Below are 24,614 nucleotides of genomic sequence, written 5' to 3'. Positions count from 1 at the left end.
ATTCAGCAACCATAAAAAGTGCCTAGCTACTTCCAGCTTAAATCAACATTCTCACCCGTTATCTGAAAAATGTTACCCGATTGTAAATAGTTTCTTCTGGAAAATTTCCAAACTTTATAAAAACCTGGCGAAATGGCAACATACCTATTCCGCATTTCTTTATTCTCTGGGCTTAGTCTAGAGATAGTTGGGTAAAAAATTATCTTAGTGTCTCAGAACACTTTCTGTATCAAAATTTTCTGCAACTCTATTAATATTGCTGGAAATTAGCATCTCTTTTCGGCAAGTTTTTCTACCGAACTGCATATATTTATTTAGGAGGCATAAATATTTATTACTAAACATTTAGGTAGTACTAAACTGAGGCTTAACTATACTCTCAATTGACTAGCCAAATAAAGGCGTAAAGAACATTAAAGGGTCTTAAAGCTTTTGCCCATCATGGGTTAGGCTACACATAGCTGGTAAACACGATATCCGTAGCTTTTCTGTGGTTGACTAGTACCAAATCTGGGTTACTCTTGAAGCGGAACGCGGCAAGTTAACATCTTTAATGATAGAAATACATGAAGAAACAATAATTTTTGCAGTTCTGTCTGAAAGATTAAACTTGCAAACTGAATAGTTTGATACGGCAAACTTAACAGTTATCTCATACCCTAAGCTAGGTAGTTAATTAACTACTGCAAATATATCCGGGAATTGTAATGAATAGTTTACAATACCAGTGGGTAAGAAAATCTAAAAAAAATATAAAAGTGCCTAAAATGACTGTGGTGTCTGGAGGACAAAAGTGTTTCTGAGACTAGCGCATCAACACCGACAATTCGTTCAAGACTTGGTAATGAACCTACAAGCCTTGGCAATTGTACTAGAACGACGTGGTTATCCTGCGTCTTGTTATACCTGTGGCGACCAGATGAATAGTGCTTCATTTATGGTGAGCCTAGGAAATAACCATCTGATTCGATTTTTGGTATCCGATTATGGGATTACTTGGACAGAAATGCGGGATGACCGCGAACTCATGAAGTTAGAAGGCGCAGAAGCAATTAACCAGTTACAGGAACTGGCAAATCTAGTGAAGCAATCTGCACCAGCTTATGCGGGTGGTAAAGCCTTAGCCAAAAAGAGTTAAGGATTCCTGGAATCTGATGGGTTATTTTCTCACAAACTCCGAAAATAAATTGCTCATTAAAAATGGCTCACTGGTAATTGGTAATTGGTAATTGTGGCAGGGTTTTTCATCCCCCATTACCTATTCACCATTACCTTCGATAGATTGGTTAATGGCGAAAAAAAGGCTGAAGTCGGAAATAAACCCCCAAATATAATGGGTCTTTTATTTACGCCGAATGTGCCTGTAAACTAAGACTGGAATTATAGAAATAATTTTTCAGGTGTTCTTCATGCTGAAAAAGATTGGGGATTGACCTAGCAAGAAATATTAGGGATGCATCATTGTTCTGTGTGACATTTAAAATAATTGAATTTTTGGTTGCTGCATCTGTGATGTGAAAGTCAGGCAACTGAGATATGTTTTGGAGGATGGTGATGAGAATTATGCCATGCGATCGCAAGATGATTTTGGCGGTCTTATGCCATATATGTCTCCTTTTTGTGATATTCCAGATGTGGAAAACCATAATCCTTCACAAACGGGAAAATGTCTGAATCACAACCAAACCCAGCCCTACCACCAACCGATGCGATCGAAATTACAGATAGTCGTGCTTTTGAGAGTTGGTTTGAATATCCTATCAGAGTGCAGCCCCATCATACTGACTATGCAGGTATTGTCTGGCATGGCACTTATCTGACTTGGATGGAAGAAGCACGAATAGAGTGTTTACGTTCTATCGGAATTGAATTTGCTGATTTAGTAGTACTAGGCTGTGATTTACCAGTGGTAGAACTTTCAGTCCGCTATCACCGTTCAATTCAATTGGGTATGCAGGCCATAGTTAAAACTCGGATGACAGAAGTGACTGGTGTTCGGATTAACTGGGATTATGCAATTGTCTCCCTGGATGGACAGCAATTGTATGTCACCGCTAAAGTCACCTTAGTAGCATTAGACAGGGAAAGAGGTAAGATTATGCGTCAGCTACCTGTAAGCGTCAAGGATGCGCTGGCGAAAATTGCTGCATTACATTGGTAATTAATCAGGACTTACGCACAAATATAATCTGTGGAGACTGGGTGTAGGGGTGAAAAGGTATAGGTTGAGAGGGTTTTGAATAAGTACACCCCTATACCTATGCACCCAACCTGTTTGGACAATCTTGATGCGTAAATCCTGGGATAGTTGCTTCTGAATTCTGATTACTTATTAATGCGAATCTGCGACAGAGTTTGCGTAAACTGAATGATCTGATGCCAAATATCTTGTGGTGTAATGCCAAAACCTACTTGTAGCAAAACAATAATTGCCGCAATAGTTAAGGCATTACTCACAGTTGTTTTGACGATTTTCCACAATATTGTAAATACAATCCAAGCCACAATTAAAGTAGGAATCATGGTAATTTTAAATTTGTAATTAGGAAAAATAATAAAACTATTGTTTGGTAATAATACCTGAAATTTAAACAGAAATTTATTACTAGTGTTATTCTTTAGAAAAAATTTATAAAATAAATTGCCAAAAACAAAATCCCCGACTTCTTTGAGAAGCAAGGGATCTGAGTATCTGAATTTTTACAAATCAAATGGGATTGCTATATCTGAGTTTTTAGTGCAGAGAAATCATCTGTGGGGAAGTTTCTAAATTTTTAGTTGCGGTTAAAACTTCTTGTCTTGCCCATTGATCGGCTGCCAAAATGTCATCTAAAGAAGGATTTTTACGGTTATCATTTTGATGGCGTTCGCATACCCATTCAATGCACCGAGGAATATCTAAAAAGCTAATTTTCTCTGCTAGAAATAAAGCTACAGCTTGCTCATTGGCAGCATTTAAAACAGCCGGCATAGAACCACCTGCTTTACCTGCGCTATATGCTAACTGCATACAAGGATACTTTTGATGATCTGGTTCACTGAAGGTGAAACTGCCAGCTTTGACTAAATCGAGACGTTCCCAATCAGTGTAAATGCGATCAGGCCAAGATAAAGCATATAACAGGGGTAAACGCATATCCGGCCAGCCTAGTTGGGCTAACACAGATGTGTCTTGTAACTCAATTAATGAGTGAATGATGCTTTGAGGATGGATGACAATTTCGATATTGTCGTAATCTAAGCCAAACAAAAAGTGAGCTTCAATTACCTCCAATCCTTTATTCATCAAAGTAGCCGAGTCTACCGTAATTTTTTTGCCCATCGACCAATTTGGGTGCTTGAGGGCATCAGCCACTGTGACTTCTGGCAACTTTTCTACAGGCCAATCACGGAAAGCACCACCAGAGGCTGTCAGTAAAATCTTCCGCAAGCCGCCTTGAGGAACGCCTTGCAGGCATTGAAATATAGCTGAGTGTTCAGAATCAGCAGGTAAGAGTTTTACCCCATGTTTTTCCACTAAGGGGAGAACTACAGGGCCGCCAGCAATTAAGGTTTCTTTGTTGGCGAGGGCAATATCTTTACCCGCTTCAATGGCGGCGATAGTTGGTAATAAACCAGCACAGCCAACAATACCTGTGACAACCGTCTCGGCATCGCCATAGCGGGCAACTTCAATCACTCCAGCTTTACCAGCCAGTAAAATCGGCTGGGGATTGAGGTCTTGGATAGCTGCTTGGAGTGCGGGTAATTTATCTTCAGCGGCGATCGCGGCTATACTCGGACGAAACTGCCGAATTTGATTCGCCAGCATCTCCACATTATTCCCTGCTGCCAATCCCACAATCCGAAACTTATCTGGGTACTGAGCGACAATATCTAAAGTCTGAGTACCAATTGAGCCAGTGGAACCAAGAAGAGTAATAGCTTTCACAATTGCTTAAGGATTTACAGATAACTCCCACTATAAATTGCTTGGGACTCAGATATAACAGCGATCGCCACAATCATTCATCAAAAGTTCTGAGTGATGCGAAAAAGTGTGAAAATATTGGCATTATTGCTCAGACACCAAATTTCTGAATGGATAAAAACTTTTATCTACAGTATTCTGCCGTTGAGGATCAACATTGGTGGTTTGTCGGTCGCCGCCGAATTGTCGAGGAATTGATTCATCCACTCAATCTTCCGAAAAATGCCAAAATTCTTGAGGCTGGCTGTGGCACTGGTGGCAATTTGACCATGTTAGCTCGTTACGGTGAAGTTGCAGCGATGGAGTTAGATGAAACAGCTTGTCAGTTGGCTAACGAACGGCGAGTCACTACAGTACAACAAGGCAGTCTACCTGATAAAATTCCCTTTACCAGCCAATATGACTTAATTGTGATCTTAGATGTTTTAGAACATATTGATGATGATTTATCTGCTTTAGAGGCATTATCTACCAGATTAAAACCAAATAGTTGGTTATTAATTACAGTGCCAGCTTATCAATTTTTATGGAGTTACCATGATGAAATTAATTATCATAAACGCCGTTATACATTGAAAAAATTACAACGAGTGGTGAAACAAGCTGGCTATAGTGTCTGCTATGGTAGCTATTTTAATACTTGGTTATTTCCCCTGGTTGCTGGAGTACGTTTATTAAAAAATCTCCTCAAACTTGATAAAAAGGCTGATGCTAGTAGTGATTTAAATTTACCGGCGAAACCCATCAATAAATTTTTGACTTTTTTATTTGCCAGTGAACGTTATTTAATTAATCGAGTTAGTTTACCTTTTGGGGTATCTGTTGTGCTACTTGCCCAGAAAAACTAATCTAAATTATCAAGATTTTAAGTAAAAATATTATGCGATCGTCTGCAAATAAGACTGTCATTTGGATGACGGGCATAAGTGCCTTGATTTTATTTATATGCAGCAGTTTACGGCACGAATTATTTCAATCAAACTCTTTTGATTTAGGAATTTTCGACCAAGCAGCATATTTAATCAGTCAAGGAAAACCACCGATTTCGACAATCATGGGTTATCACATTCTTGGCGATCATGCAGCTTGGATTTGGTATCCCTTGGCGTTACTTTATAAAATTTATCCTAGTGTTTACTGGCTATTTGCCGTACAAGCAATTGCATTAGCTTTAGGTGCTTTACCTACATGGATGTTAGCCCATCAAGCTGGTTTAAAAGACAGTCAAGCGATCGCAATGGCTACTGTATATTTGCTATACCCTTTAGTATTTAATATCAATTTGTTTGATTTCCACCCAGAAGTAATTGCTTTACCGCTAATATTAGCAGCAGTTTTGGCAGCACGTCTCAAGCAAATAGGGTGGTTTTGCTTAGAGATATTACTGGTATTAGGGTGTAAAGCAGTACTTTCATTCACAGTTACGGCAATGGGTTGTTGGTTACTGTTTTTTGAAAAGCGGCGTTTACATGGTGCGATCGCTATTTTTTTGGGAGTGGCTTGGTTGTTAATTGCAACTCAATTAATTATTCCTAATTTTAGCGGTGCAGAAGCAGCAGCAGTCGGACGTTATAGCTATTTAGGTAACTCAGTTTTAGAAATTGGTAAAAATATAATTTCTCAACCAGGATTGATTTTAGGAAAAGTATTTGTATTAAGCAATTTAGAATATTTGTTACTGCTATTAGCACCTGTGATTTGGGGTTTTTCATTTGTAGGGATGAAACCTTTAGTAGCTGCTATTCCTTGCTTGGCACTTAACTTAATTGCCGATTATCAACCACAAAAAGATTTAGTTCACCAGTATTCTTTACCAGCTTTACCATTTATTTTGTTAGTTTTAATTTCTAGCTTGGCCGCTAGAAAAGGATTAATCCAACATAAACGAGCAATTATTATCTGGTCATTGATAGCATTTTTGAGTTTAGCAAAATATACGCATTTTTTTGGTAAATATTTTCAGCACCTTGATACTTGGCAAGCTACACGAGAAGCGATCGCTTTAGTGACAACTCAAGGTAGTGTGATAACTACAGAAAAAATTGCTTCACATTTAAGTCATCGAGAATTAATTCAAACTACCTCAGCTAATGAGGTAAATATTGATAATTTAAATACTTTTAATTATGTATTGCTAAATCTCCGTCATCCTGGCTGGATAAATTTTACAGATGCGAATAATAGTATAATAAATCAACTAAAAAAATCTTCAATATTTGATTTAAAGTATAAATGTGACGATGTTTACTTATTTATTAAAAAATAATTTTTCTAAAAAATTAATGTTGATAAAAAAACACTATAAATTTGATCCTCTATGGTTGATGATTGGTACAAGTGCCGTAATTTTATTTATATGTAGCAGCTTACGACATTTGTTATTTCAATCTACTGCCTTAGATTTAGGAATGTTTGACCAAGGCACTTATTTAATTAGTCAAGGTATACCACCTATTTCTTCTTTTACTAATTATCACATTCTTGGTGATCATGCTGCTTGGATTTGGTATCCGTTGGCTTTACTTTACAAAATTAATCCCAGTGTTTATTGGTTATTTGCTGTACAAGGAATTGTCTTAGCCTTGGGTGCATTACCTACATACCAATTAGCCCGTCAAGCTAAATTAAATAAAAGTCAAGCCCTAACTATCGCTGCTACTTACCTACTGTATCCTTTAGTATTTAATGTTAATTTATTTGATTTTCATCCAGAAGTTATAGCTGTACCAGCACTTTTGGGGGCAACTTTAGCAATGAGAAATCAACAACTTGGGTGGTTTTGTCTGAGTATTTTATTAGTTTTAGGATGTAAGGCAGTCTTAGCATTAACAGTTGTGGGAATGGGTATTTGGTTAATATTGTTTGAACGGCGTTTATATGGAGCGATCGCAATTATTAGTGGTGTGGTTTGGTATGCGATCGCTAACAAAATTATTATTCCTCTAATTGGTGGCGATGCAGCTTCAATAGACCGTTATCTTTTTCGCTATCAATACTTGGGTAATTCCTTTACGGAATTAATGAATAATTTGTTTTTTCAACCAGGATTAGTTTTACCAAAACTTTTATCTTGGGATAATTTAGCCTATTTAATATTATTATTTATCCCAATTATTTGGGGTGTTTCTTGGCAAGGAATAGCACCTTTAATTGGAGCATTACCTTGTGTGATGCTGAACTTACTAGCTGACTATCAACCACAAAAAGATTTAATTCATCAATATTCTGTTCCGGCTTTGCCATTTATAATATTATCTGTGATTGCGAGTTTATCTTTAAGTAAAGGATTATTCCAAAATAAACGTATAATTATTCTATGGTCAATTGTCGCATTTTTGAGTCTGGCAAAGTTTACTTATTTTGGTGGCAAATATCTGCAATCGCTCGATACCTGGCAAGCTACAACAGAAGCGATCGCCCAAATTCAGCCAAATAAAAGTGTCCTAACTACAGATGAAATCGCGCCTCATTTAACTCATAGAAAATTAATTAAGTTGATAGCCACTCCAGCGACACAAATTAATTTAAATATATTTGATTATGTATTACTGAATCTCCGTCATCCTGGTTTATCGAGTAAACCAGAGTTTAATCAAGATTTAGTTAAATTACTCAACAATAGCCAAGATTTTCATCTGCAATATCAGCGTGATGATGTTTTATTATTTCACAAGTCGAATTTATAGCTTATTAGCTGGTGCAATTAAATTAAATCCTTCAGCAGTACCCAGATTTTGATTATTAGCTAAAGTAATGTTTTTTAAGGTGGTGCCGTCTATAAGTAAATAAGATGACTTAGACAAACTTTTTTCTAATTCCCCAGGATTTTGAGGTATAACTTTGCAATCGCAATAAAAATTTAAACTAGGACGACTATAAGCAAATGATGTGTAAATTGTTGTCCCTGGTAAAACATGGTTGCGAATCAATGCTGCAACTGGTTTAACGGCAAAATTTTCATTTAATTCCCAAATCCAAGATTGGGAATTCATCAATAACAATAAGACTAAATACATCCCAGAAAATAATACAGGAATAAATCTGCGATCGCATTTGTAAATTAACCATGCCACCACAGCCATACTGATTGTTAAAACAATACTCATGACTATGAGTACAGGCTCTTCCTGTGCAAGAGTAAAGTAAACAATGCCGCCTAAACCTGCGATCGCTATAATAACTATCAATATTGCCCAAACTCTTGAATTAAAGGCTTTTTGCTGCCAAACTTGACTGAGTTTTGCCCCAATTGCCAGCGATAAAAATGGGTACAAAGGCATAACATACCACGGCAGTTTTGTAGTTATTAAAGAAATAGCTACAAAATAAACAATCGTACCAACTAAAACTAAGCTACCCCAGCTATAATCCCGTTTTTTCCAAGCTAGATGAAATCCTTCTGGCCAAAATAATAACCAGGGAAAAGCATATTTCAATAACTCAAGTAAATAATACCAAGGAGCGCCTGTATTACCTTCAACTGGTTGGGCAATACGGTCAAAGGTTTGCGCTTGTAGATTTATCTGTAAGAAATTACTACCATAATATTGCCATTGGGCAACATACCAAGCGATCGCTGGCGCAATTCCCAACAAAATTCCTGTCCATAAATAGGGGTTACGGAACACAGCTAATTGCGACGATACCAAAATGAATAATCCAGCGATACCCCCCAGCAACAAAACTAGCATTCCTTTGGTCAAAGTAATTAGTCCTAGGCAAAATCCCACACCTAAAGCCCAAGGTTTCTGCTGACGTGACTTTAATAAGCAAAATAATAATAGTAAGAAAAAAGTAATGCTTGTACCATCTAACATTGCCAAGCGTCCATGACGCACTACAGGCAAAGTTGTTAAGTAAACTAAAGCCGCAAACAAAGCTGATAAACTATCGTTAAACAGCAAACCCCCCACTAAATAAAGTAAAGGCACTCCCAACGCTGTTAACACAGCAGCAGGTAAGCGGGTTGTCAATTCATTCACGCCGCCTAGGGAGTAAGACCAAGCAATTAACAAATGCATCAGGGGCGGCTTATTATGATAAGGTTCACCTGATAAAGTTGGATACAGCCAATGCAGAGAACCAAAGGATGCACGCCAAATTTCACGGGCGACTTGCGCCACTGTACCTTCATCCCAGTCTCGTAAAGGGGAGTTTCCCAAACATATCAGCCACAGAAGTAAAGAAACCAGTAGCAAGCTAAATAGCCATTCTTTTTCTCGGAATGGGCGCATATATAAATTTAGTTTAATTATTTAATCGCGTGTTTATTGATTACAATGACTCGATATAATCTCAATTACTTTAGAAAGATTTTTATATAAAAAACTACATCAATAATTTTATAGTATATATCTGTCTGAATCTTGCCTTATCTTGCAGCCTTGATTTCATAATCTGATAAAAACAGTGATTCAACCAATATACTCTTTAGTAATTCCTATTTATAACGAAGAAGAAAATATTACGGAAATGTATCGTCGTCTACATCATGTGGCAGAGCAGTTAGACGGTGAAGTTGAGTTAATTTTAATAGATGATGGTAGCCGCGATCGCTCTTTGAGTATGATTCGGGAACTCCGCCATCTCGATAGTCGAGTACGTTACCTCAGTTTTGCGCGAAATTTTGGTCATCAAATCGCTGTTACAGCTGGGCTAAATTTTGTCCAAGGCAAATGTGCAATTATTATGGATGCGGATCTACAAGATCCTCCAGAGCTAATCTTCCAGATGCTGGAAAAGTGGCAACAAGGCTATGAAGTAGTGTATGCTCAACGTCTATCACGTAAACAAGAAAGTTGGCTAAAACGCTTTACTGCTTATGCTTTTTACCGTATTCTCCGGCGTTTATCTCATGTCGATATCCCGACAGATACAGGAGATTTTTGTTTACTAGACAGACAGGTTGTAGATATTCTCAATGCTATGCCTGAACGGAACCGTTACATTCGCGGCTTACGCGCTTGGGTGGGTTTTCGCCAAACTGCTGTACTTTTTGAACGGGAACCGCGTTTTGCAGGCAAAGTGAAGTATACCTTTGGTAAGTCTTGGGCTTTGGCTATTGATGGAATTATTTCTTTTTCCACAGTGCCATTAAAGTTAGCTACTTATATAGGGATGGTAGCAGCTGCGATCGCCTTGTTAATGATCATATTAGTACTATATTGGCGTTTATTTGACCATGCTAGTCCCTTAATTGGTTACACTTTGATTACAATTGCTATATTTTTCCTTGGGTCTGTGCAGTTAATTTGTATCGGAATTTTAGGCGAGTATATTGGGCGAATTTATGAAGAAGTTAAAGCCCGGCCTATATACACCATCAAAGAAACTGGTGGTTTGATAAAAGTCTCAGAAATGCAGTCTAAATAGTGACTGGGGAACCGAGTTAAGAAATTGCCATAAACTACAATGATATGACACCGCAAGAATTCAGTTTATTAATTTTATCAATTCTGATCAGTTCAGCAGGACAGTTTTGTTTGAAAATAGGTGCAAACAAATTAGGCAGAGTTCACATAGGTAACGCAATTAATCACATTCTAAGTATTATCACAATCCCAGAGCTTTTAATCGGATTAACTTGCTATGGCATCGGTGCTATGTTTTATATTCTGCTGCTCACACGAGTTAATCTCAGTGTAGCTGGCCCATCTATATCTATAGGGTATATTTTCTCTGTGTTGCTAGGATATTGGATATTGAAAGAACCTATCTCTCTGATGCGTTTGTTTGGTTTGAGCTTTATTGTAGTAGGAGTAATATTAGTAGTTTGGCAAAAATAAAATCTCTACTTTATTAGCTTGTTGTATAGCCAGAGACGAAATTGTGGCAATCTAACTATTAATAACCCATATAACAGGCTGAATAAATATTAAATTATGTTTAAATTTTTAATAAAAAATATACTCAAACAGTATCATACTCCTACTAAAATATAGTTAAAATCAAGAATCATTCATATCATCAAAAATAAATGATTAAAGAGTATATAAATTAACTACTTATGATTCCTTAATAATGAGAAACTAGCTTTTGTTGATTATCAGCAGATAAATCGATGAAAAGCATAAGCAATCTATTGATCAAGAAAGAAGTTAATTTTTTCTTTAAAATCAAAGAATATTTTTTAGCAGTAAAATATACAATATTAAATGAAAACTGGGTAATTCTTAAGGGATAGCTTGGGTGAATAATCCACTCCCCTAAAATCATCAACTATAGATAAAAATTTCGTAGAATACGGATTTTTATTCATTTCTAGAAATACTCTAGGAGGCTTCTCAAAGGTAGATTGATTTAGTATCCCAATAAAAGCAGAATTTTCTTGCTTATCCGTATGGGAACTAACAATTTAGCAATAAACACCAGTGATTATGTACCAGCTATCACTAGAGTGAGCATTCACTATAAGTGATATCACTTATATCTCAACTGCTCCCTTATCAGAAGAACTCAAAGATAAACTTCTGTAAAACTGAACTAAATTTTCAGGATTAAGGGAAAGTATTTGAGTATCTAAATTTTAGATAAAAGTGTGCTATAAATTACCGTCAGAACCATACATAATGGTTCGACCCTTGAAGGAGTTATGAAGTGGAACACAATAAATCTTTACTTTGGCCGCAAGGTATATTGATTGCCTTGCTTGCCTTGGGTGCGACATTAAGCGTTGCTGTTATGATGCTTCTAAGACCAAATGCTTCTGAGGCACAAAGCAATCAGCGTATAAATATCAATAATAATTTAGTTGCTAAAGTAGGTACTCAAAAGCGTATTGAAGGCTTAAAAGCGACAATGCTGACAAGTTGGCAACAAGAAGCACAAGCCAAAGGCCTTGGTTATGCATTAGCTAAACGCTTTCAAGGGGCAGTCATTAAAGAGGCTAAACTTAGTCCATCTCAAAAAGTAATTGCTCTAACCTTTGACGATGGCCCTTGGCCTGAAAGTACCGCGCAAGTACTGGAGATTCTCAAACAGAATAATATCAAAGCTACATTTTTCGTTGTTGGTCAGAACGTCAAAAATTATCCAGACTTACTCAAGCGGGTAAGTGCTGAAGGCCATGTAATTGCTAACCACACTTGGCATCACTGGTATCATTTCATGAATCAACAGGCAGCAGCCTATGAAATTGAGCATACAACAGACATGATTTATCAGATTACAGGTGTGAAAACAAATTTGTTTCGCCCACCTGGAGGAATCATGCACAATGGCGTAGCCGCATACGCTAAAAATGCCAAGTATGCTGTTGTGATGTGGTCAACTGATTCTGTAGACTATTCTCAGCCTGCTGTACCCAAATTGATTGATAATGTCTTTCGACTAGCTAAACCAGGTGGTATTGTACTCATGCATGATGGTGGCGGAAATCGTTCCCGCACTGTGCAAGCTTTACCAGAGATTATTAATAGATTTCGTCAGCAAGGATACCGCTTTGTGACGATTCCAGAGCTTTTAGAAATGGAAGATAAAGCCCAAAGTGTAATTGCTAAGAAAAAGTAATAGCTAATTTAATATTAATTAATATGTAATTTCGGCTATACGAATGTAACCGTGCTGGCACGGACTAACCATAATTAAAAATTTTGAGCCTGCATGGTGCGCCACGCAGACTATCTCAAAACCCGCCTGCGCGGGTTTTGCTTGTATAGCCCCAGACTTTAGTCTGTTCGCATAGCGTGCGCCTTAGCGCAAGGCTATGTGCCGACGAAAATCGAAGCACCTAATTGGATTGCTATATTTATCGCTTTAATTGCTCTCGCCATTCATCTAAACTGATGTATTTATTCTCAATCAAATCAAGAACTTCAATCAGACCGCTATTATTAAACACCCGAAACCAATAAATTGTTGAATCGTAGTCTGATTGATTTTCAAATATACGAATTGTATAGTAAGGCTCATTGGGAGTAGGAGAACCATCAACTATTGCACCTAGTTTAATAGTGCCTTTAGACAGCCGTTCAATTTCCTTAGCTTTGCGTTGTACCTGTGGTAACTTCCACACTAAATTCAAAGCGGTATCTTCATTAATTTGTTGGCTGACTTCAGCAACTTTCACAATATTAGCTGGCTTTAACTCAGATAATGTTTGTGCAGTAATTAACCTCGGTTTAACATCATAGTTGGAACTTTGAGAAAGAGCTACTTGGCATCCCACACTCATCAATAAAGAAGATATTATCGGTAAGTAAATGAACCTTTTCATGGAGCAATCCCTGAGTGTTATGCTTTCTTTCACTTCGCGTCATATATACACTAGGGTAACAGCCATAACCTCAAATATGAGGTGATTAATCATTTCTTCTTATTGGTATTCGTAATTATACTGAGGTTATATTTATGAGATGCCCGAATTATTTGATAATTCAGGGATATGGAACTTTACTAATAATTCATAACCGCAAAATAATTACTTTAAAGGGATTTTTGCCTGTATAAATACTTGCTCAACTGTAAATTCTAAGCCAGAAAACAGCGCATCCTTGAGTATTTCATCTCCCATATATGTTTGTGGTGCTGCATCTGGGAAAAACACAGTAATACTTCTGGCTTTGCTATCAACTACCCACACTCGAAGTACTTTTGCATCTAAATAATCTTTGGCTTTAGCCATCATCTGACCAAAGGTTTGCCCTGGTGAAATAATCTCAATAACCAAATCTGGGGGAACTGGACAAGCTTCATCTTCATTCCAGTTAGCTGGTAAACGCTGATAAGAAATATATAAAACGTCTGGTGTTGGTACCCAGTCACGTCCTCGACGTTGTAAAACCACAGACCATTCTGGACAGACAATGCCCTGTTCTTTGTTCCATTGTTCTATTAACTCTAAAAAGACGTAAGTTAGCTTGGCGTGAAAAAACTTTGGTGACATTTTAGGAATAGCTTGACCATCCACAAGTTCGTAGGTAGTATCTCCCTCACCAGAAGGAAGATGTAAAAACTCTTGTAAAGTTAATTGATTTTTGGCTTGGAGAATCATGGCAAAAACTAGCTGACAGCTAGTTTTAATTGTAATTAACCTGAGTTCGGGATCAGCTTAGACCTTAATTTTATCGTTATTGGTAAGAATAATGCTTAAGTTCAGATAACATACTGCACTTGTTCGAGTAATTTTTTTGGGTGTTGTTCCATGAGGTGTTATACAGAAAATAGTTAGCAATCAGAAGAAGTATAAACAAAATGACCATTACTCATGATTTCAGCGACTTTCCCCAGGCGCTATACGACTTTGCGATTAAACAGATAATTTGGTTTAAAATTCTTGAGTTTGACGAATCAGCATACGTAATTAGAGAAGCATCAGATATAGAACAACAGAGACGATTACTTCTTGAAAACGATCCTTATGGATACTGGATATGGTGGTTGCATTTTTCAACAGGATTTGAAGCGCTAATAAAAGCTGTTTTCCTGAGTAATAAAATTTCACTTATCCGTAAAAATGATCATTTAAAAAAGGGAGTCAGAGGCTCTGACAAATTATTAACCCCTATAGCAGCGCAAGTATACCAATTCATTGAGTCAACGAGAACCTCAGCATCAAATAACGCATGGCTTCAAGAAGAATTGACTCGACTCAATATCAATCATCCTTATGAAATCAATACTGGAAACCTTGGAAAATACAAAAATAGTCTTGAGAAGCTAGAGGAGAAGTCGAAGATTAGTAGTGCAGAGCGCATTTTTCTTAAAGATGCTATCACAGTATTATCAGATATTCGTCGTAATGTGGATGCTCATGTGTTTTTAAAGTCGCAAATAGGAGGTAGCATTAACGGTGATTTGTCTCAGTTATATATTCCGTCCATCAACATTCTGCTAGTTGCATATCAAAGATAATTTCTAACAATCCGCTTGCACACCTACCATTGATGAGTTATTTGTTAAGTACGAGAGGCTACTAGCGGCGGATGAAGCGGGAAGTTAGCTAATCTATTGCATTCCTTGTAGTACTTGCTGGATGACATCTGCTGGTACTTGGTCGGTAACTGTGACTACACCAATTTGGGTTGGTAACACAAACCGCACTTTACCTGCTTTGACTTTTTTATCTAGTTGCAGTGCGTCAATAATTGCGGCAATATCTACACCCGCAGGTAATTTTGTGGGTAAACCTGCTTTTTGAATGATAGCGTTTTGTCGGTAAGTTTCTGCTTGTTGCCACATACCTAAATTGACAGCAATTTGTCCAGCCGCTACCATACCGATCGCAACAGCTTCGCCATGATTCACTACTCGATAACCTGTTAAACTTTCGATCGCATGACCAATAGTATGTCCATAATTGAGAATTGCCCGTAGTCCACCTTCTTTCTCATCTTTGCCGACAACATCAGCTTTGGCTTGGCAAGAACGAATTAAGATTTCATTCAACAGTTCCGGCTTCATGTAACGGAGTTGGTTGAGATGTTTGCTGGCTTCCAAGTGGGTAAACAATTCCCCATCCCAAATCACACCATACTTGATAACTTCTGCCATACCTGCACGAAACTCGCGCATAGGTAGAGTTTTTAATACTTCTGGGTCAATTAAGACTAAACGCGGCTGATGAAATGCGCCAATCAAGTTTTTGCCATTGGGATGATTTACGCCTGTTTTGCCGCCGATAGCAGAATCTACCATTGCTAAAAGGGTGGTAGGTACTTGGACAACGTTAATTCCCCGCAGCCAAGTTGCAGCGGCAAAACCTGTCATATCACCAATTACGCCTCCCCCCAACGCTACCATTGTCGAGGAACGTTCCAGGCGGTTTTCTAAGGCAACATCATAGAGTTTTTGGATGGAATTGAGGGTTTTGTAGCGTTCCCCGGCTGGTAAGCAATAACTCGCTACGTTAAACCCTGCTGATGTGAGTGAGGCGATCGCTCTTTCGCCATAATGCTTGAAAATAGATGGATTAGAAACTAACACTACTTTCTGCCCTAGCTGGAGATTAGCCAGACTTTGACCAAGCTGATCTAAACTGGCAGGTGCGATCGCAATCTCGTAAGACTGCTGCGGTAAATTAACGTTAATGGTAGAAGTCATTGCCCAACCCTAAAAAGCGCCCGTGGGCTTGTATTTTAACGCAATCTGGGTCTGAAATATGAAGTCGGAAATTGCATTCTTTAGCATTTTGACCATTGACCATTGACCCGTGACTAATGGTTCAATAGATTTAGTGAAGTATTGTGGAGAAGCATCAAAATGTTTGCAATAGTTGCTTACGTCGGTTTTTTAGCTTTATTCACCGCAATAGCGGCTGGTCTGCTGTTCGGGTTACGTGCTGCTAAGATTCTCTAAATTAATTAAGGGTATGAGGTATAGGGGCGTAAGTGAGGCAGAATTTTACACCCTTACACCCTTACACCCTTATTTATCCCACCGCCGCAGGACTAGCCACCTGATTTGCTCTTTGCACGGGTGGACGCATTTCTAAACCCAGCAAGTTCAACATTTCCTGGTCAGCATCATAATCTGGACAAGGAGTGGTGACAGTGAGCATTTTGTTATCGTCACTAGAAAAGATAGAATTTGCTCCAGCCATAAAGCAAAAAGCTTGTTCAACTTGAGAAAGTCTGGCGCGGCCAGCACTCAGCCGCACATCAGAAGTGGGCATGACAATACGTGCAGTGGCAATCATTCGTACAATATCCCAAATAGGGACATCTGGTTGATTTTCCAGCGGTGTACCTTCAACTTGAGACAGAATATTAATTGGAACTGACTCTGGGTGAGGATTGAGGTTAGCTAGGGTAGATAACATCGATACTCGGTCTTTAGCAGTTTCACCTAAGCCTAGAATACCGCCAGAGCAAACAGTCACATTAGTTTGGCGAACATTCTCAATTGTATTTAGGCGATCGCTATAAGTTCTAGTTGTAATAATTGTGCTGTAATAGTCCTCTGAGGTATCCAAATTGTGGTTATAAGCATACAACCCGGCTGTTTCTAATCGCTTGGCTTGGTCGGCTGTCAACATTCCCAGGGTACAGCAGACTTCTAAACCCATATTGGTAACTTCTTTGACCATTCCCAGCACTGCTTCAAACTGAGAATTATCTTTCACTTCCCGCCAAGCCGCACCCATACAGACACGACTGACACCTTTTTGTTTAGCTATTTGGGCAATATTCACCACGGTATCTTTATCCAGAAGTGCTTGTGGTTTCACTTCTGTTTTGTAACGAGAAGATTGAGCGCAATAGCCACAATCTTCAGGACAACCTCCGGTTTTAATGGAGATGAGTTTACAGACTTGTATTTTTTTAGGGTCATGATATTGGCGATGTACACTAGCAGCTTGATAAATAAGCTCTAGCAACGGCATATCATAAATCTTCTGAATCTCTGCTTCCTGCCAATCGTAGCGTATTCCCACCGACATTCAATAAATCCTTCTTGTTGACTGGATTGATTAATATCTGTCTTGTTGCTGGATCTGTTGAAGTACTGCTTTCAATCCTAGGGCTGTAGACATTAGACATCAGCTTATCAATATTTTGATTTTGCGGGGATGGCAGATTAAGAAATCAATATATAGCAGAGAGGATTCAGAATTCAAAATAAGAATAGGCTCTATACCTAAATTTAAGACTGGAAATCTACTAAAAATAGAACTCCCCAACTTTTTGCCAAGAGTTGGGGAGTTCTATTCTGTTGGGAAAATTTAGCGATGTGAGTTAGCGTAGCGATCAGGCAAATTAATATCTAGACCCAGTACGTACTTCATTCGGATCGCGGTAAGTTGTGGGTTCTTGGCGCTTACGAGCTAGTCCGGCTAAACCAGCTAAACCCAGTAAACCTAACCAACCCCAATTGGAATTGCGATCGCCTCTTACATCGCTAGTTCCTTGGTAAGATGTAGTGCCTGTCGTGTTTGTCGTTCCGGTGTCTGTTCCAGTTCCAGTCGTGCCAGTTCCACTTCCGGTAGTTCCAGTAGTACCAGAGCCTGTACCATAATTATCTGTGGTTCCAGTGCTTGTGCCAGTAGTGCCGGAGCCTGTACCATAAGTACCTGTACCATTAGTCCCATTGCCTGTACCTGTGCCAGTTCCAGTGGTTCCAGTACCTGTCCCATAATTGCCAGTGGTACCTGTGCCAGTTCCTGTACCAGAGCCTGTACCGTCAGTTCCTGTACCAGTTCCAGTAGTTCCTGTGCCAGTCCCATAATTGCCAGTGGTACCTGTGCCAGTTCCTGTACCAGAGCCTGTACCGTAAGTCCCTGTACCCGTACCAGTTCCAGTGGTTCCAGCGCCTGTCCCGTAACTGCCAGTAGTACCTGTGCTAGTTCCAGATCCGCTAGTTCCTCCACTACCTGTACCAGTTCCTCCAGATTGAGCATAAATAGGCGTAGATAGTGCAACCGCACAACTGATGGCAAATAAACTCACTAAAACAGACTTGGATACATTAAGAGATTTCATGTTTTGATTTCCTTGTATGTACTAAATGCTCTGGTTGTTTGATTTGGAAAAATGCTTGGTAGTGATTATCTTCTGTCTCTATCCTGATGCTAAGTATAGAAATATTAAGCTAATACCCATTAGAGATAAGCTACTTTCAGCACAAGGAATTAAGAATTGCAAAAATATCTATTTAATTTATTACTTTATTCAGCCTTATCTTTCAAAAAATCTTTCACAAGTCCTTGTTTTATTATTTTTTGAAAGCCTGAATAATTGATGTAGCATTTTGTTGTTTACCTTCAAGTACACAATGCTTTTCAACAATTAAATTGTTGCAGAGTATGAAGAGCCTCACCTCTTTCTTGAGATATAAGTTGAAGCTAGGGAAATAACAGCAAAATGGAGGATTTAAAATTTCGATCTCTTGCTCAACTTTACTAATTCATTAAAATGCATACAATAAAAGCTATTCATACTTAGCTATTATTTGTAATTCTTCTTTGAGAGATAAAGGCTGATATCCTAACCTAAAAGCTTGAGAACTATCTAAAGAAACATCTGCTGGTCTGGGTGCTGACATTTTTACATCTTTTTGACGACAGCTTTTTATGCCTGTGGATGGTAGTTTGAATACTTCTACCAATAACTGTCCAAAGTCATAGCGTGAAATCCGTTCTTTCCCGCCTAGGTGAATAATGCCATTCACTTTTTCTACAGCTAACAATAATCCTTTCGCGGCAGTTGTCCCGCTCGCTGGTGTGCGGTATTCATCAATAAATAAATTTAATTCTTTTTCTTCTTTTAAAGTTTGAATAAAAGGTTGAATAAAGTTCTGTGCTGTGGGTGTCGCGCAGCCAAAGAGTAAGGGTATCCGACAGACTGCGGTCATGGGATATCGCTCTAACATACCCATTTCAGCCATGACTTTTTGCTCACCATATATATTGATAGGACATACTGGTGCATTTTCATGATAGGGAGGCGTTAAGCCATTAAAGACTTGATCTGTTGATGTAAACACGCAAGGAATCGAAAAATCTGCACATAGTCCAGCTATATTGCAAGATGCAGTGACATTAATGAGGTGTGATTCTTGAGGATAAATTTGACAAAAATTTGGTTGGGAGTGTGCGGCTGTATGAATAACTGCGTCTGGATGAATATCGTTAAATAGTTGTTGTAATTCTTGAAAGTCTGTTAAATTGACTTTAAGTATTTTGATTCCCGGAATTTCGATAAAATGTGAGTTATAAGTACTATAAACTTCCCAGTCTGGTTTTGCTAGTTGGCAAAGATGCCATCCTAAAAAACCACTGGCTCCGGTAATCAATAGTTTTTTCATAATATTATTTTGATCGCAGCGAGTAAATCAATGCAGATATTAGATTTAGTTAATCCAAATCATACCCTGTAACTTGTAACAGAGTGCATATTATTACTTGTATTGCTGGGAACAGAAAACAGTCTGAGAAACTATTTATAGTCTTTATTTGATGATGAATTTTTTTCCGAGTCTATTCGGCAAATACTAAAGTTTTTGGCTGTTGGAAGCAGCTATTGAATTAATTGTTGAAATCTTTGATCACCACGTACTTTTTTAAAGTCTGGATCGGTTTTTGCTAACTGCTGGTATTTTTCTGGAACTAGGCGTATAGCTGTTTTTAAGTTCGTAATTGCTAAGTCTACTTTGTTTTGCAAGGCATAAGTACAAGCTCGATTGTAGTAAGCTTCTGGCTTGTCTGGCTTGATAGCGATCGCTTTATCGTAAGATGCTAATGCCTCCTGATAACGTTGCAGTTTTGTCAACGCTATCCCGCGGTTAATCCAGGCTTCTTGTTTATCTGGTTTAATGGAGATCGCTTTATCATAAGCTGTAATTGCAGCTGCATAACTTTGCAAGGATGCTAAAGAATTACCTCGGTTGTACCACGCTTCATCTTTATCCGCTTTAATCGTAAGCGCTTGATCATAAGATGCTAATGCTTCTGTGTGTTTTTGCAGTTTTGTCAAAGCGATGCCTCGGTTTATCCAAGCATCAGCACTGTCTGGTTTGAAGGCGATCGCTTTATCATAAGCTGTTATAGCATCTTGGTAGTGTTGTGCATCTAATAGTTTATTGCCCTGATTAAATAAATCTTCTGCCTTTTGACTCGTCTTTGCTTCTGTCAGCAACTGAGAAATATTAATTTCTTGTACCACTTGCTGGGTATTTTTTATTGATGATTGTGCTTTGCTATTGCACCCAGATGTGAAGCAAATAATCAAGCCAGAGGCAGCCAAGCAGCGCCAAAAGACCATGCTGTACCTACAGAACTCTAAATTTGATGTTAAATCATTTTGATATTTATTAATAGTATCATAAAAGACTGTCGTTTTTTAATTAATCTGCTTATCTGTGCAATTGCTAAATTTTGCTGTTCAGTAACCTGACAGTATTCCTGACATATTTATCCTTTGCTGGGTAAGACTTTTAGCTCATATTTGACGTAATTAATTGAGTTATAGCAATCCTAAATAATTTACAAACATATTTCCCCTTTGTCTTCCTTGTTCACCTTGCCTCTTTTATTCAGATATCAAATAGGACGGTTATCTAAGCCCGAAGTCAAGACGTAGAGACGCTATTTCTCTAAGTTAGAGTCTGGTATTTTCTAATTTACTTAATTGCAAACTCCTGTATTTAGCGTTTTTAAGCATTAATGAGCAAGTGTTTTATCATCGCAAGTGTAATAAAATTAATAACTTTGCAGTGTATATTTTAAATTCTTCGTCAAAAGAGAATTTAGCTAAATACGAATAAATGATTAATCTTTTTCCAAGTCCATCGTTGAAAAATTTGACCGTGCCAATTTGAGATTTTAAATTTTGGATTGTGCGAAAATTTGAGCCAGTGCATTGGGAGGGTTCCCCTACTTGAGCAAATCTAAAATCCCCAAACTGCGTCTTCTTGTGGGTGCAGTTAATCTAAAATCTCAAATTATTTGACCAATATTTTCTTAATTCCCTAACGATAAATATGCTTACAAATCAATTTACTGTAAGTTAGGCGATCGCCAAAACTCAATCCGCTTTGTCATAACGCTGTATTAACTAGTTTAAGCAAGGAAGTGGGCAGAGGCAGAATCAGCAAGTACTATTGACTAAATATCTCAGTTCATCCATTTAGGTGAAGGCGAGTAAAATTACTAAAGACTAATATTAAGGAAAGTTAATTTATATTTGCCAGAATTTTTCATAAATAAAAAATTCCCCTAATTTCTAGTCTTATAGCTATAGGCAAGGTAGTTAGGACATCGGTAAGCGATAGAACTGAGACAATAAAAGACTTTTAACTCTGTTACCTATCACCTTCTATATAGCCTGTATAGACAACTCAAAAGCCCAAAAGTACTCGTTAGACCGTGATTTATGAACACCTACATAGAAGTTCCCGTTATTGGCAAAGTTTATCACCCACTCCGCTGGCTGATGGGGTTGATAGCCACGGGTGCGGTTGTGGTTGGTGTTGCTACTACCGCCAACATAGTTAAGCAAACAGCCAGCGAACAGGATATTACACAACTAACTGTGCCTGTAGAAGCGAAAAATGTGACTTTGAAAATTACTGCCAGTGGTAAAGTTGTCCCTGTGCAGAGTGTGAATATTAGTCCAAAGAATCCTGGGGTACTGGCAGAATTATATGTGGAACAAGGCGATCGCGTAGAACAAAATCAAGTTATCGCCAGAATGGATGTAGGCGATTTGCAAGCGCAAATTCTGCAATACCGCGCCAACTTAGCCCAGTCCCAAGCCCAATTAGATCAAGCCTTAGCGGGGACTCGTCCCCAAGAAATTACCCAAGCAAAAGCCCGATTGTCCCAAGCCCAAGCCCAGTTAGCCCAAGCCCGTGCAGGTAATCGTCCCCAAGAAATTGCTCAAGCGCAAGCTCAAGTAGATGCAGCCCAAGCAAGGGTAAACTACACCGCTGAACAAGTTAAACGTTATCAATATCTTTACCAACAAGGTGCCGAGAAAAAGCAATTATTAGACCAAGCAGTCAGTGAAGATAAATCGGCTAAAGCTAACCTAGAAGAAGCGCGTCGCCGTTTATCATTGATGCAAAGTGGCTCCCGCAGCGAAGAAATTGATTTGAAGGAAGCTGCTGTCACCGAAGCCCAAGCCGCTTTAGTTTTATTACAAGATGGTACACGTAAAGAAGAAATTGCCCAACGCCAAGCCGCAGTCAAAGCCGCACAAGCCCAGTTAGTCGCCGCAAACGTCAAAATAGAAGAAACGGTGATTCGCGCCCCCTTTGCGGGAATTGTCACCCAGAAATATGCCAACATCGGCGCATTTGTTACACCAACTACCTCGGCTTCTAGCAGTGCTTCGGCAACTTCTAGTTCCATTGTGGCTGTTGCTAAAGGTTTAGAAGTATTAGCCCAAATTCCCGAAGCCGATATTGGTAGAGTTAAACCAGGACAGGAAGTGGAAATTGTCGCTGATGCTTATCCTGATCAAATATTTAAAGGTCGTGTCCGCTTGATTGCCCCAGAAGCAGTAGTAGAACAAGGTGTAACATCATTTCAAGTGCGGGTGGCGTTAGAGACGGGTACAGATAAACTGCGTTCTGGCTTAAATGTTGACTTGACTTTTTTAGGCGATCGCGTCACCAATACCTTAGTATTACCAACTGTGGCCATTGTCACCGAAAAAGGTAAAACCGGTGTCCTGGTTCCCGATGCCAAAAATCAGCCCCAGTTTCGGGAAGTGACAACAGGGGCGCAAATTCAAGACCAAACTCAAGTTTTGTCTGGCGTGCAACCAGGCGATCGCGTGTTTGTTGATTTACCCAAGGACTATAAAATTAAGAAGGCGCAGGAAGCACAAAACCAATGAACTTCTTAGAAAGCGTACAAATGGCAGGTAAAACTCTGCTATCTAATAAGTTGCGTAGCGCCCTGACGATGTTGGGTATCGTGATTGGTAACGCCTCGGTAATTGCCATGATTGGCATTGGTGAAGGGGGACAGAAATTCGTTTCTAATCAGTTAGAATCTCTAGGGCCGAATGTATTGTTTGTCATTCCTGGTAATCAAGAAACTGAACGTGTTTCCAGAGATGTGCCGAAAACTTTAGTATTGGAAGATGCCAAGGCGATCGCTACTCAAGTACCAACTGTAGCAGAGGTGACGGCAGAGTTAAATAGCCGTCAGGTAGTGACTTACGCTAACAAAAACACCGATGTCAACATTATCGGTACAACACCCAGCTTTTTGACAGTAAGAGACTTTACCACTGACAAAGGGCGGTTTTTTTCCGACATAGACATGAAACGCAGTAACCAAGTTGTCGTACTGGGTGCAAAATTAGCTGAACGACTGTTTAGTAATAGTAACCCTGTAGGGCAGCAGTTACGCATCAACAATACCAGCTTTCGTGTCATTGGGGTGTTAGTTAGTAAAGGTTCCAACTTAGGTGTTGATTATGATGATGCGGCCTTGATTCCGGTAATTACAATGGCCAACCGCATTGTTGGGCGGACTTCACCTTATGGATTAGAGTTAACTTATATAGTTGCTTCGGCAAAAAACGCCGATAGCGTAGATGCAGCAGTTTTTCAAATCACTAATTTACTGCGCCAACGCCACAAAATCATCGGCGAAGATGACTTTACCATCCGTACCCAAAAAGATGCTTTGCAAACTGTCGGCCAAATCACAGGTGCATTAACAATTATGCTGGCGGCGATCGCGGGTATCTCCTTATTTGTTGGCGGTATCGGTATCATGAATATCATGTTGGTTTCCGTCACCGAACGCACCCAAGAAATCGGACTCAGAAAAGCGATCGGCGCAACCGAACAAGATATATTGTTACAGTTCATGATTGAAGCGGTAATTGTTTCCGCCATTGGTGGTTTAGTTGGGACTGCTGTTGGTGTCAGCGGAATTATGATAGTCGCAACTTTAACACCACTAGAAGCAAGCATTTCTCCTATAACTATTGCTACCGCCGTGGGGATTTCTGGTGCGATCGGTTTATTCTTCGGTGTCGTTCCCGCCCGCCGTGCTGCTAAACTTGACCCAATTGTCGCCCTACGAAGTGCTTAGTATAAATATTCTTTACACACGCGCGATCGCATCCGTAGTCAAAGAATTATAATATTGTCTGTGTTTTTACTCATGTTTAATATTGATTTGTTATTTGAGAATAAGTAACGCCATCGCCATGTGCTACTTTCTCTCAAACCTAACCCCCAACCC

The 24,614-nt window shown here is 38.9% G+C and carries 23 protein-coding genes; 12 read left to right on the top strand and 11 right to left on the bottom strand.

All coding sequences use genetic code 11. The features are described from left to right. The first annotated feature begins 793 nt into the window (after nt 1-793). On the top strand, nt 794-1,138 hold the full coding sequence (locus IQ244_RS12300; protein ID WP_193894276.1) for a DUF1815 family protein: 345 nt from the start codon (nt 794-796) through the stop codon (nt 1,136-1,138). Nucleotides 1,139-1,346: 208 nt separating this feature from the next. Here the strand turns inward: IQ244_RS12300 and IQ244_RS12295 are convergent, their stop codons facing one another. Next, on the bottom strand, nt 1,347-1,646 hold the full coding sequence (locus IQ244_RS12295; protein ID WP_193894273.1) for a hypothetical protein: 300 nt from the start codon (nt 1,644-1,646) through the stop codon (nt 1,347-1,349). A 20-nt stretch (nt 1,647-1,666) separates the two neighbouring features. Here IQ244_RS12295 and IQ244_RS12290 point away from each other — a divergent pair, with 20 nt between their 5' ends. Beyond that, the gene (locus IQ244_RS12290; RefSeq protein ID WP_193894269.1) at nt 1,667-2,161 is read left to right on the top strand and encodes an acyl-CoA thioesterase; all 495 of its coding nucleotides are present in this window, start codon (nt 1,667-1,669) and stop codon (nt 2,159-2,161) included. Nucleotides 2,162-2,325: 164 nt separating this feature from the next. On the opposite strand, the gene IQ244_RS12285 is transcribed toward IQ244_RS12290, so the two are convergent. Together IQ244_RS12285 and dxr are read right to left on the bottom strand one after the other, a co-directional pair. Beyond that, the gene (locus IQ244_RS12285) at nt 2,326-2,523 is read right to left on the bottom strand and encodes a hypothetical protein (RefSeq protein WP_193894266.1); all 198 of its coding nucleotides are present in this window, start codon (nt 2,521-2,523) and stop codon (nt 2,326-2,328) included. Nucleotides 2,524-2,734: 211 nt separating this feature from the next. Further along, complete coding sequence (gene dxr / locus IQ244_RS12280; protein ID WP_193894263.1) at nt 2,735-3,931, bottom strand: 1-deoxy-D-xylulose-5-phosphate reductoisomerase; 1,197 nt, start codon at nt 3,929-3,931, stop codon at nt 2,735-2,737. A 149-nt stretch (nt 3,932-4,080) separates the two neighbouring features. Here dxr and IQ244_RS12275 point away from each other — a divergent pair, with 149 nt between their 5' ends. Genes IQ244_RS12275 through IQ244_RS12265 form a run of 3 tightly spaced genes read left to right on the top strand, consistent with a single transcriptional unit; the run spans nt 4,081 to nt 7,656 of the window. After that, nucleotides 4,081-4,818 carry a class I SAM-dependent methyltransferase gene (locus tag IQ244_RS12275; RefSeq protein ID WP_193894260.1) on the top strand — a complete coding sequence of 246 codons (738 nt, stop codon included), beginning with the start codon at nt 4,081-4,083 and terminating at the stop codon, nt 4,816-4,818. A 32-nt stretch (nt 4,819-4,850) separates the two neighbouring features. Then, nucleotides 4,851-6,236, top strand: a complete 1,386-nt coding sequence (locus IQ244_RS12270) for a DUF2079 domain-containing protein (protein ID WP_193894258.1) — start codon at nt 4,851-4,853, stop codon at nt 6,234-6,236. 16 nt (nt 6,237-6,252) lie between these two features. Further along, nucleotides 6,253-7,656, top strand: a complete 1,404-nt coding sequence (locus IQ244_RS12265) for a DUF2079 domain-containing protein (protein ID WP_228058877.1) — start codon at nt 6,253-6,255, stop codon at nt 7,654-7,656. Here the strand turns inward: IQ244_RS12265 and IQ244_RS12260 are convergent. Next, on the bottom strand, nt 7,651-9,204 hold the full coding sequence (locus IQ244_RS12260; RefSeq protein WP_193894255.1) for an ArnT family glycosyltransferase: 1,554 nt from the start codon (nt 9,202-9,204) through the stop codon (nt 7,651-7,653). The genes IQ244_RS12265 and IQ244_RS12260 overlap by 6 nt on opposite strands. Nucleotides 9,205-9,379: 175 nt before the next feature. Between IQ244_RS12260 and IQ244_RS12255 the strand changes: the two genes are divergently transcribed. The 3 genes from IQ244_RS12255 (at nt 9,380) to IQ244_RS12245 (ending at nt 12,478) form a co-directional block, all read left to right on the top strand. Next, nucleotides 9,380-10,342: a glycosyltransferase family 2 protein gene (locus IQ244_RS12255; RefSeq protein ID WP_193894252.1), complete on the top strand. Its 963-nt coding sequence runs from the start codon at nt 9,380-9,382 to the stop codon at nt 10,340-10,342. Between the two features lie 44 nt (nt 10,343-10,386). Continuing rightward, a complete protein-coding gene (locus IQ244_RS12250) occupies nt 10,387-10,755 on the top strand; it encodes an EamA family transporter (RefSeq protein WP_193894249.1) in 369 nt (122 codons plus the stop codon). An 811-nt stretch (nt 10,756-11,566) separates the two neighbouring features. Then, nucleotides 11,567-12,478, top strand: coding sequence for a polysaccharide deacetylase family protein (locus tag IQ244_RS12245; protein WP_193894245.1), 912 nt, complete (start codon nt 11,567-11,569; stop codon nt 12,476-12,478). A gap of 238 nt (nt 12,479-12,716) precedes the next feature. Here IQ244_RS12245 and IQ244_RS12240 read toward each other — a convergent pair whose 3' ends face one another. Next, on the bottom strand, nt 12,717-13,184 hold the full coding sequence (locus IQ244_RS12240; RefSeq protein ID WP_193894242.1) for a hypothetical protein: 468 nt from the start codon (nt 13,182-13,184) through the stop codon (nt 12,717-12,719). 204 nt (nt 13,185-13,388) lie between these two features. Further along, a complete protein-coding gene (locus tag IQ244_RS12235; protein ID WP_193894239.1) occupies nt 13,389-13,961 on the bottom strand; it encodes a Uma2 family endonuclease in 573 nt (190 codons plus the stop codon). Between the two features lie 200 nt (nt 13,962-14,161). Between IQ244_RS12235 and IQ244_RS12230 the strand changes: the two genes are divergently transcribed. Beyond that, on the top strand, nt 14,162-14,821 hold the full coding sequence (locus tag IQ244_RS12230; RefSeq protein ID WP_193894236.1) for a hypothetical protein: 660 nt from the start codon (nt 14,162-14,164) through the stop codon (nt 14,819-14,821). A gap of 93 nt (nt 14,822-14,914) precedes the next feature. Here IQ244_RS12230 and aroB read toward each other — a convergent pair whose 3' ends face one another. After that, nucleotides 14,915-16,009 carry a 3-dehydroquinate synthase gene (gene aroB, locus IQ244_RS12225; RefSeq protein WP_193894233.1) on the bottom strand — a complete coding sequence of 365 codons (1,095 nt, stop codon included), beginning with the start codon at nt 16,007-16,009 and terminating at the stop codon, nt 14,915-14,917. 159 nt (nt 16,010-16,168) lie between these two features. Here aroB and petL point away from each other — a divergent pair, with 159 nt between their 5' ends. Then, nucleotides 16,169-16,264 (top strand): cytochrome b6-f complex subunit PetL, encoded by a 96-nt coding sequence (gene petL / locus IQ244_RS12220; protein WP_015111110.1) that lies wholly within the window; start codon nt 16,169-16,171, stop codon nt 16,262-16,264. 73 nt (nt 16,265-16,337) lie between these two features. On the opposite strand, the gene bioB is transcribed toward petL, so the two are convergent. From bioB to IQ244_RS12200, 4 genes are all read right to left on the bottom strand, one after another. Beyond that, a complete protein-coding gene (gene bioB / locus IQ244_RS12215; RefSeq protein WP_193894229.1) occupies nt 16,338-17,348 on the bottom strand; it encodes a biotin synthase BioB in 1,011 nt (336 codons plus the stop codon). A 316-nt stretch (nt 17,349-17,664) separates the two neighbouring features. Continuing rightward, nucleotides 17,665-18,387 carry a WGxxGxxG-CTERM domain-containing protein gene (locus IQ244_RS33370; protein ID WP_193894226.1) on the bottom strand — a complete coding sequence of 241 codons (723 nt, stop codon included), beginning with the start codon at nt 18,385-18,387 and terminating at the stop codon, nt 17,665-17,667. Between the two features lie 448 nt (nt 18,388-18,835). After that, nucleotides 18,836-19,711 (bottom strand): SDR family oxidoreductase, encoded by an 876-nt coding sequence (locus IQ244_RS12205; RefSeq protein ID WP_193894223.1) that lies wholly within the window; start codon nt 19,709-19,711, stop codon nt 18,836-18,838. 212 nt (nt 19,712-19,923) lie between these two features. Next, the gene (locus IQ244_RS12200; RefSeq protein WP_193894220.1) at nt 19,924-20,667 is read right to left on the bottom strand and encodes a tetratricopeptide repeat protein; all 744 of its coding nucleotides are present in this window, start codon (nt 20,665-20,667) and stop codon (nt 19,924-19,926) included. A 1,110-nt stretch (nt 20,668-21,777) separates the two neighbouring features. Here IQ244_RS12200 and IQ244_RS12195 point away from each other — a divergent pair. After that, on the top strand, nt 21,778-23,247 hold the full coding sequence (locus tag IQ244_RS12195; protein ID WP_193894217.1) for an efflux RND transporter periplasmic adaptor subunit: 1,470 nt from the start codon (nt 21,778-21,780) through the stop codon (nt 23,245-23,247). Then, nucleotides 23,244-24,461 carry an ABC transporter permease gene (locus tag IQ244_RS12190; RefSeq protein WP_193894215.1) on the top strand — a complete coding sequence of 406 codons (1,218 nt, stop codon included), beginning with the start codon at nt 23,244-23,246 and terminating at the stop codon, nt 24,459-24,461. The genes IQ244_RS12195 and IQ244_RS12190 overlap by 4 nt, the downstream gene beginning before the upstream one ends. The last annotated feature ends 153 nt before the right edge of the window (nt 24,462-24,614 follow it).

Source organism: Nostoc sp. LEGE 06077, assembly GCF_015207705.1.
Taxonomy (GTDB): domain Bacteria; phylum Cyanobacteriota; class Cyanobacteriia; order Cyanobacteriales; family Nostocaceae; genus Nostoc_B.
Note: the sequence above shows the minus strand (reverse complement) of the source record. Positions and strands in the feature narration are given on the sequence as shown.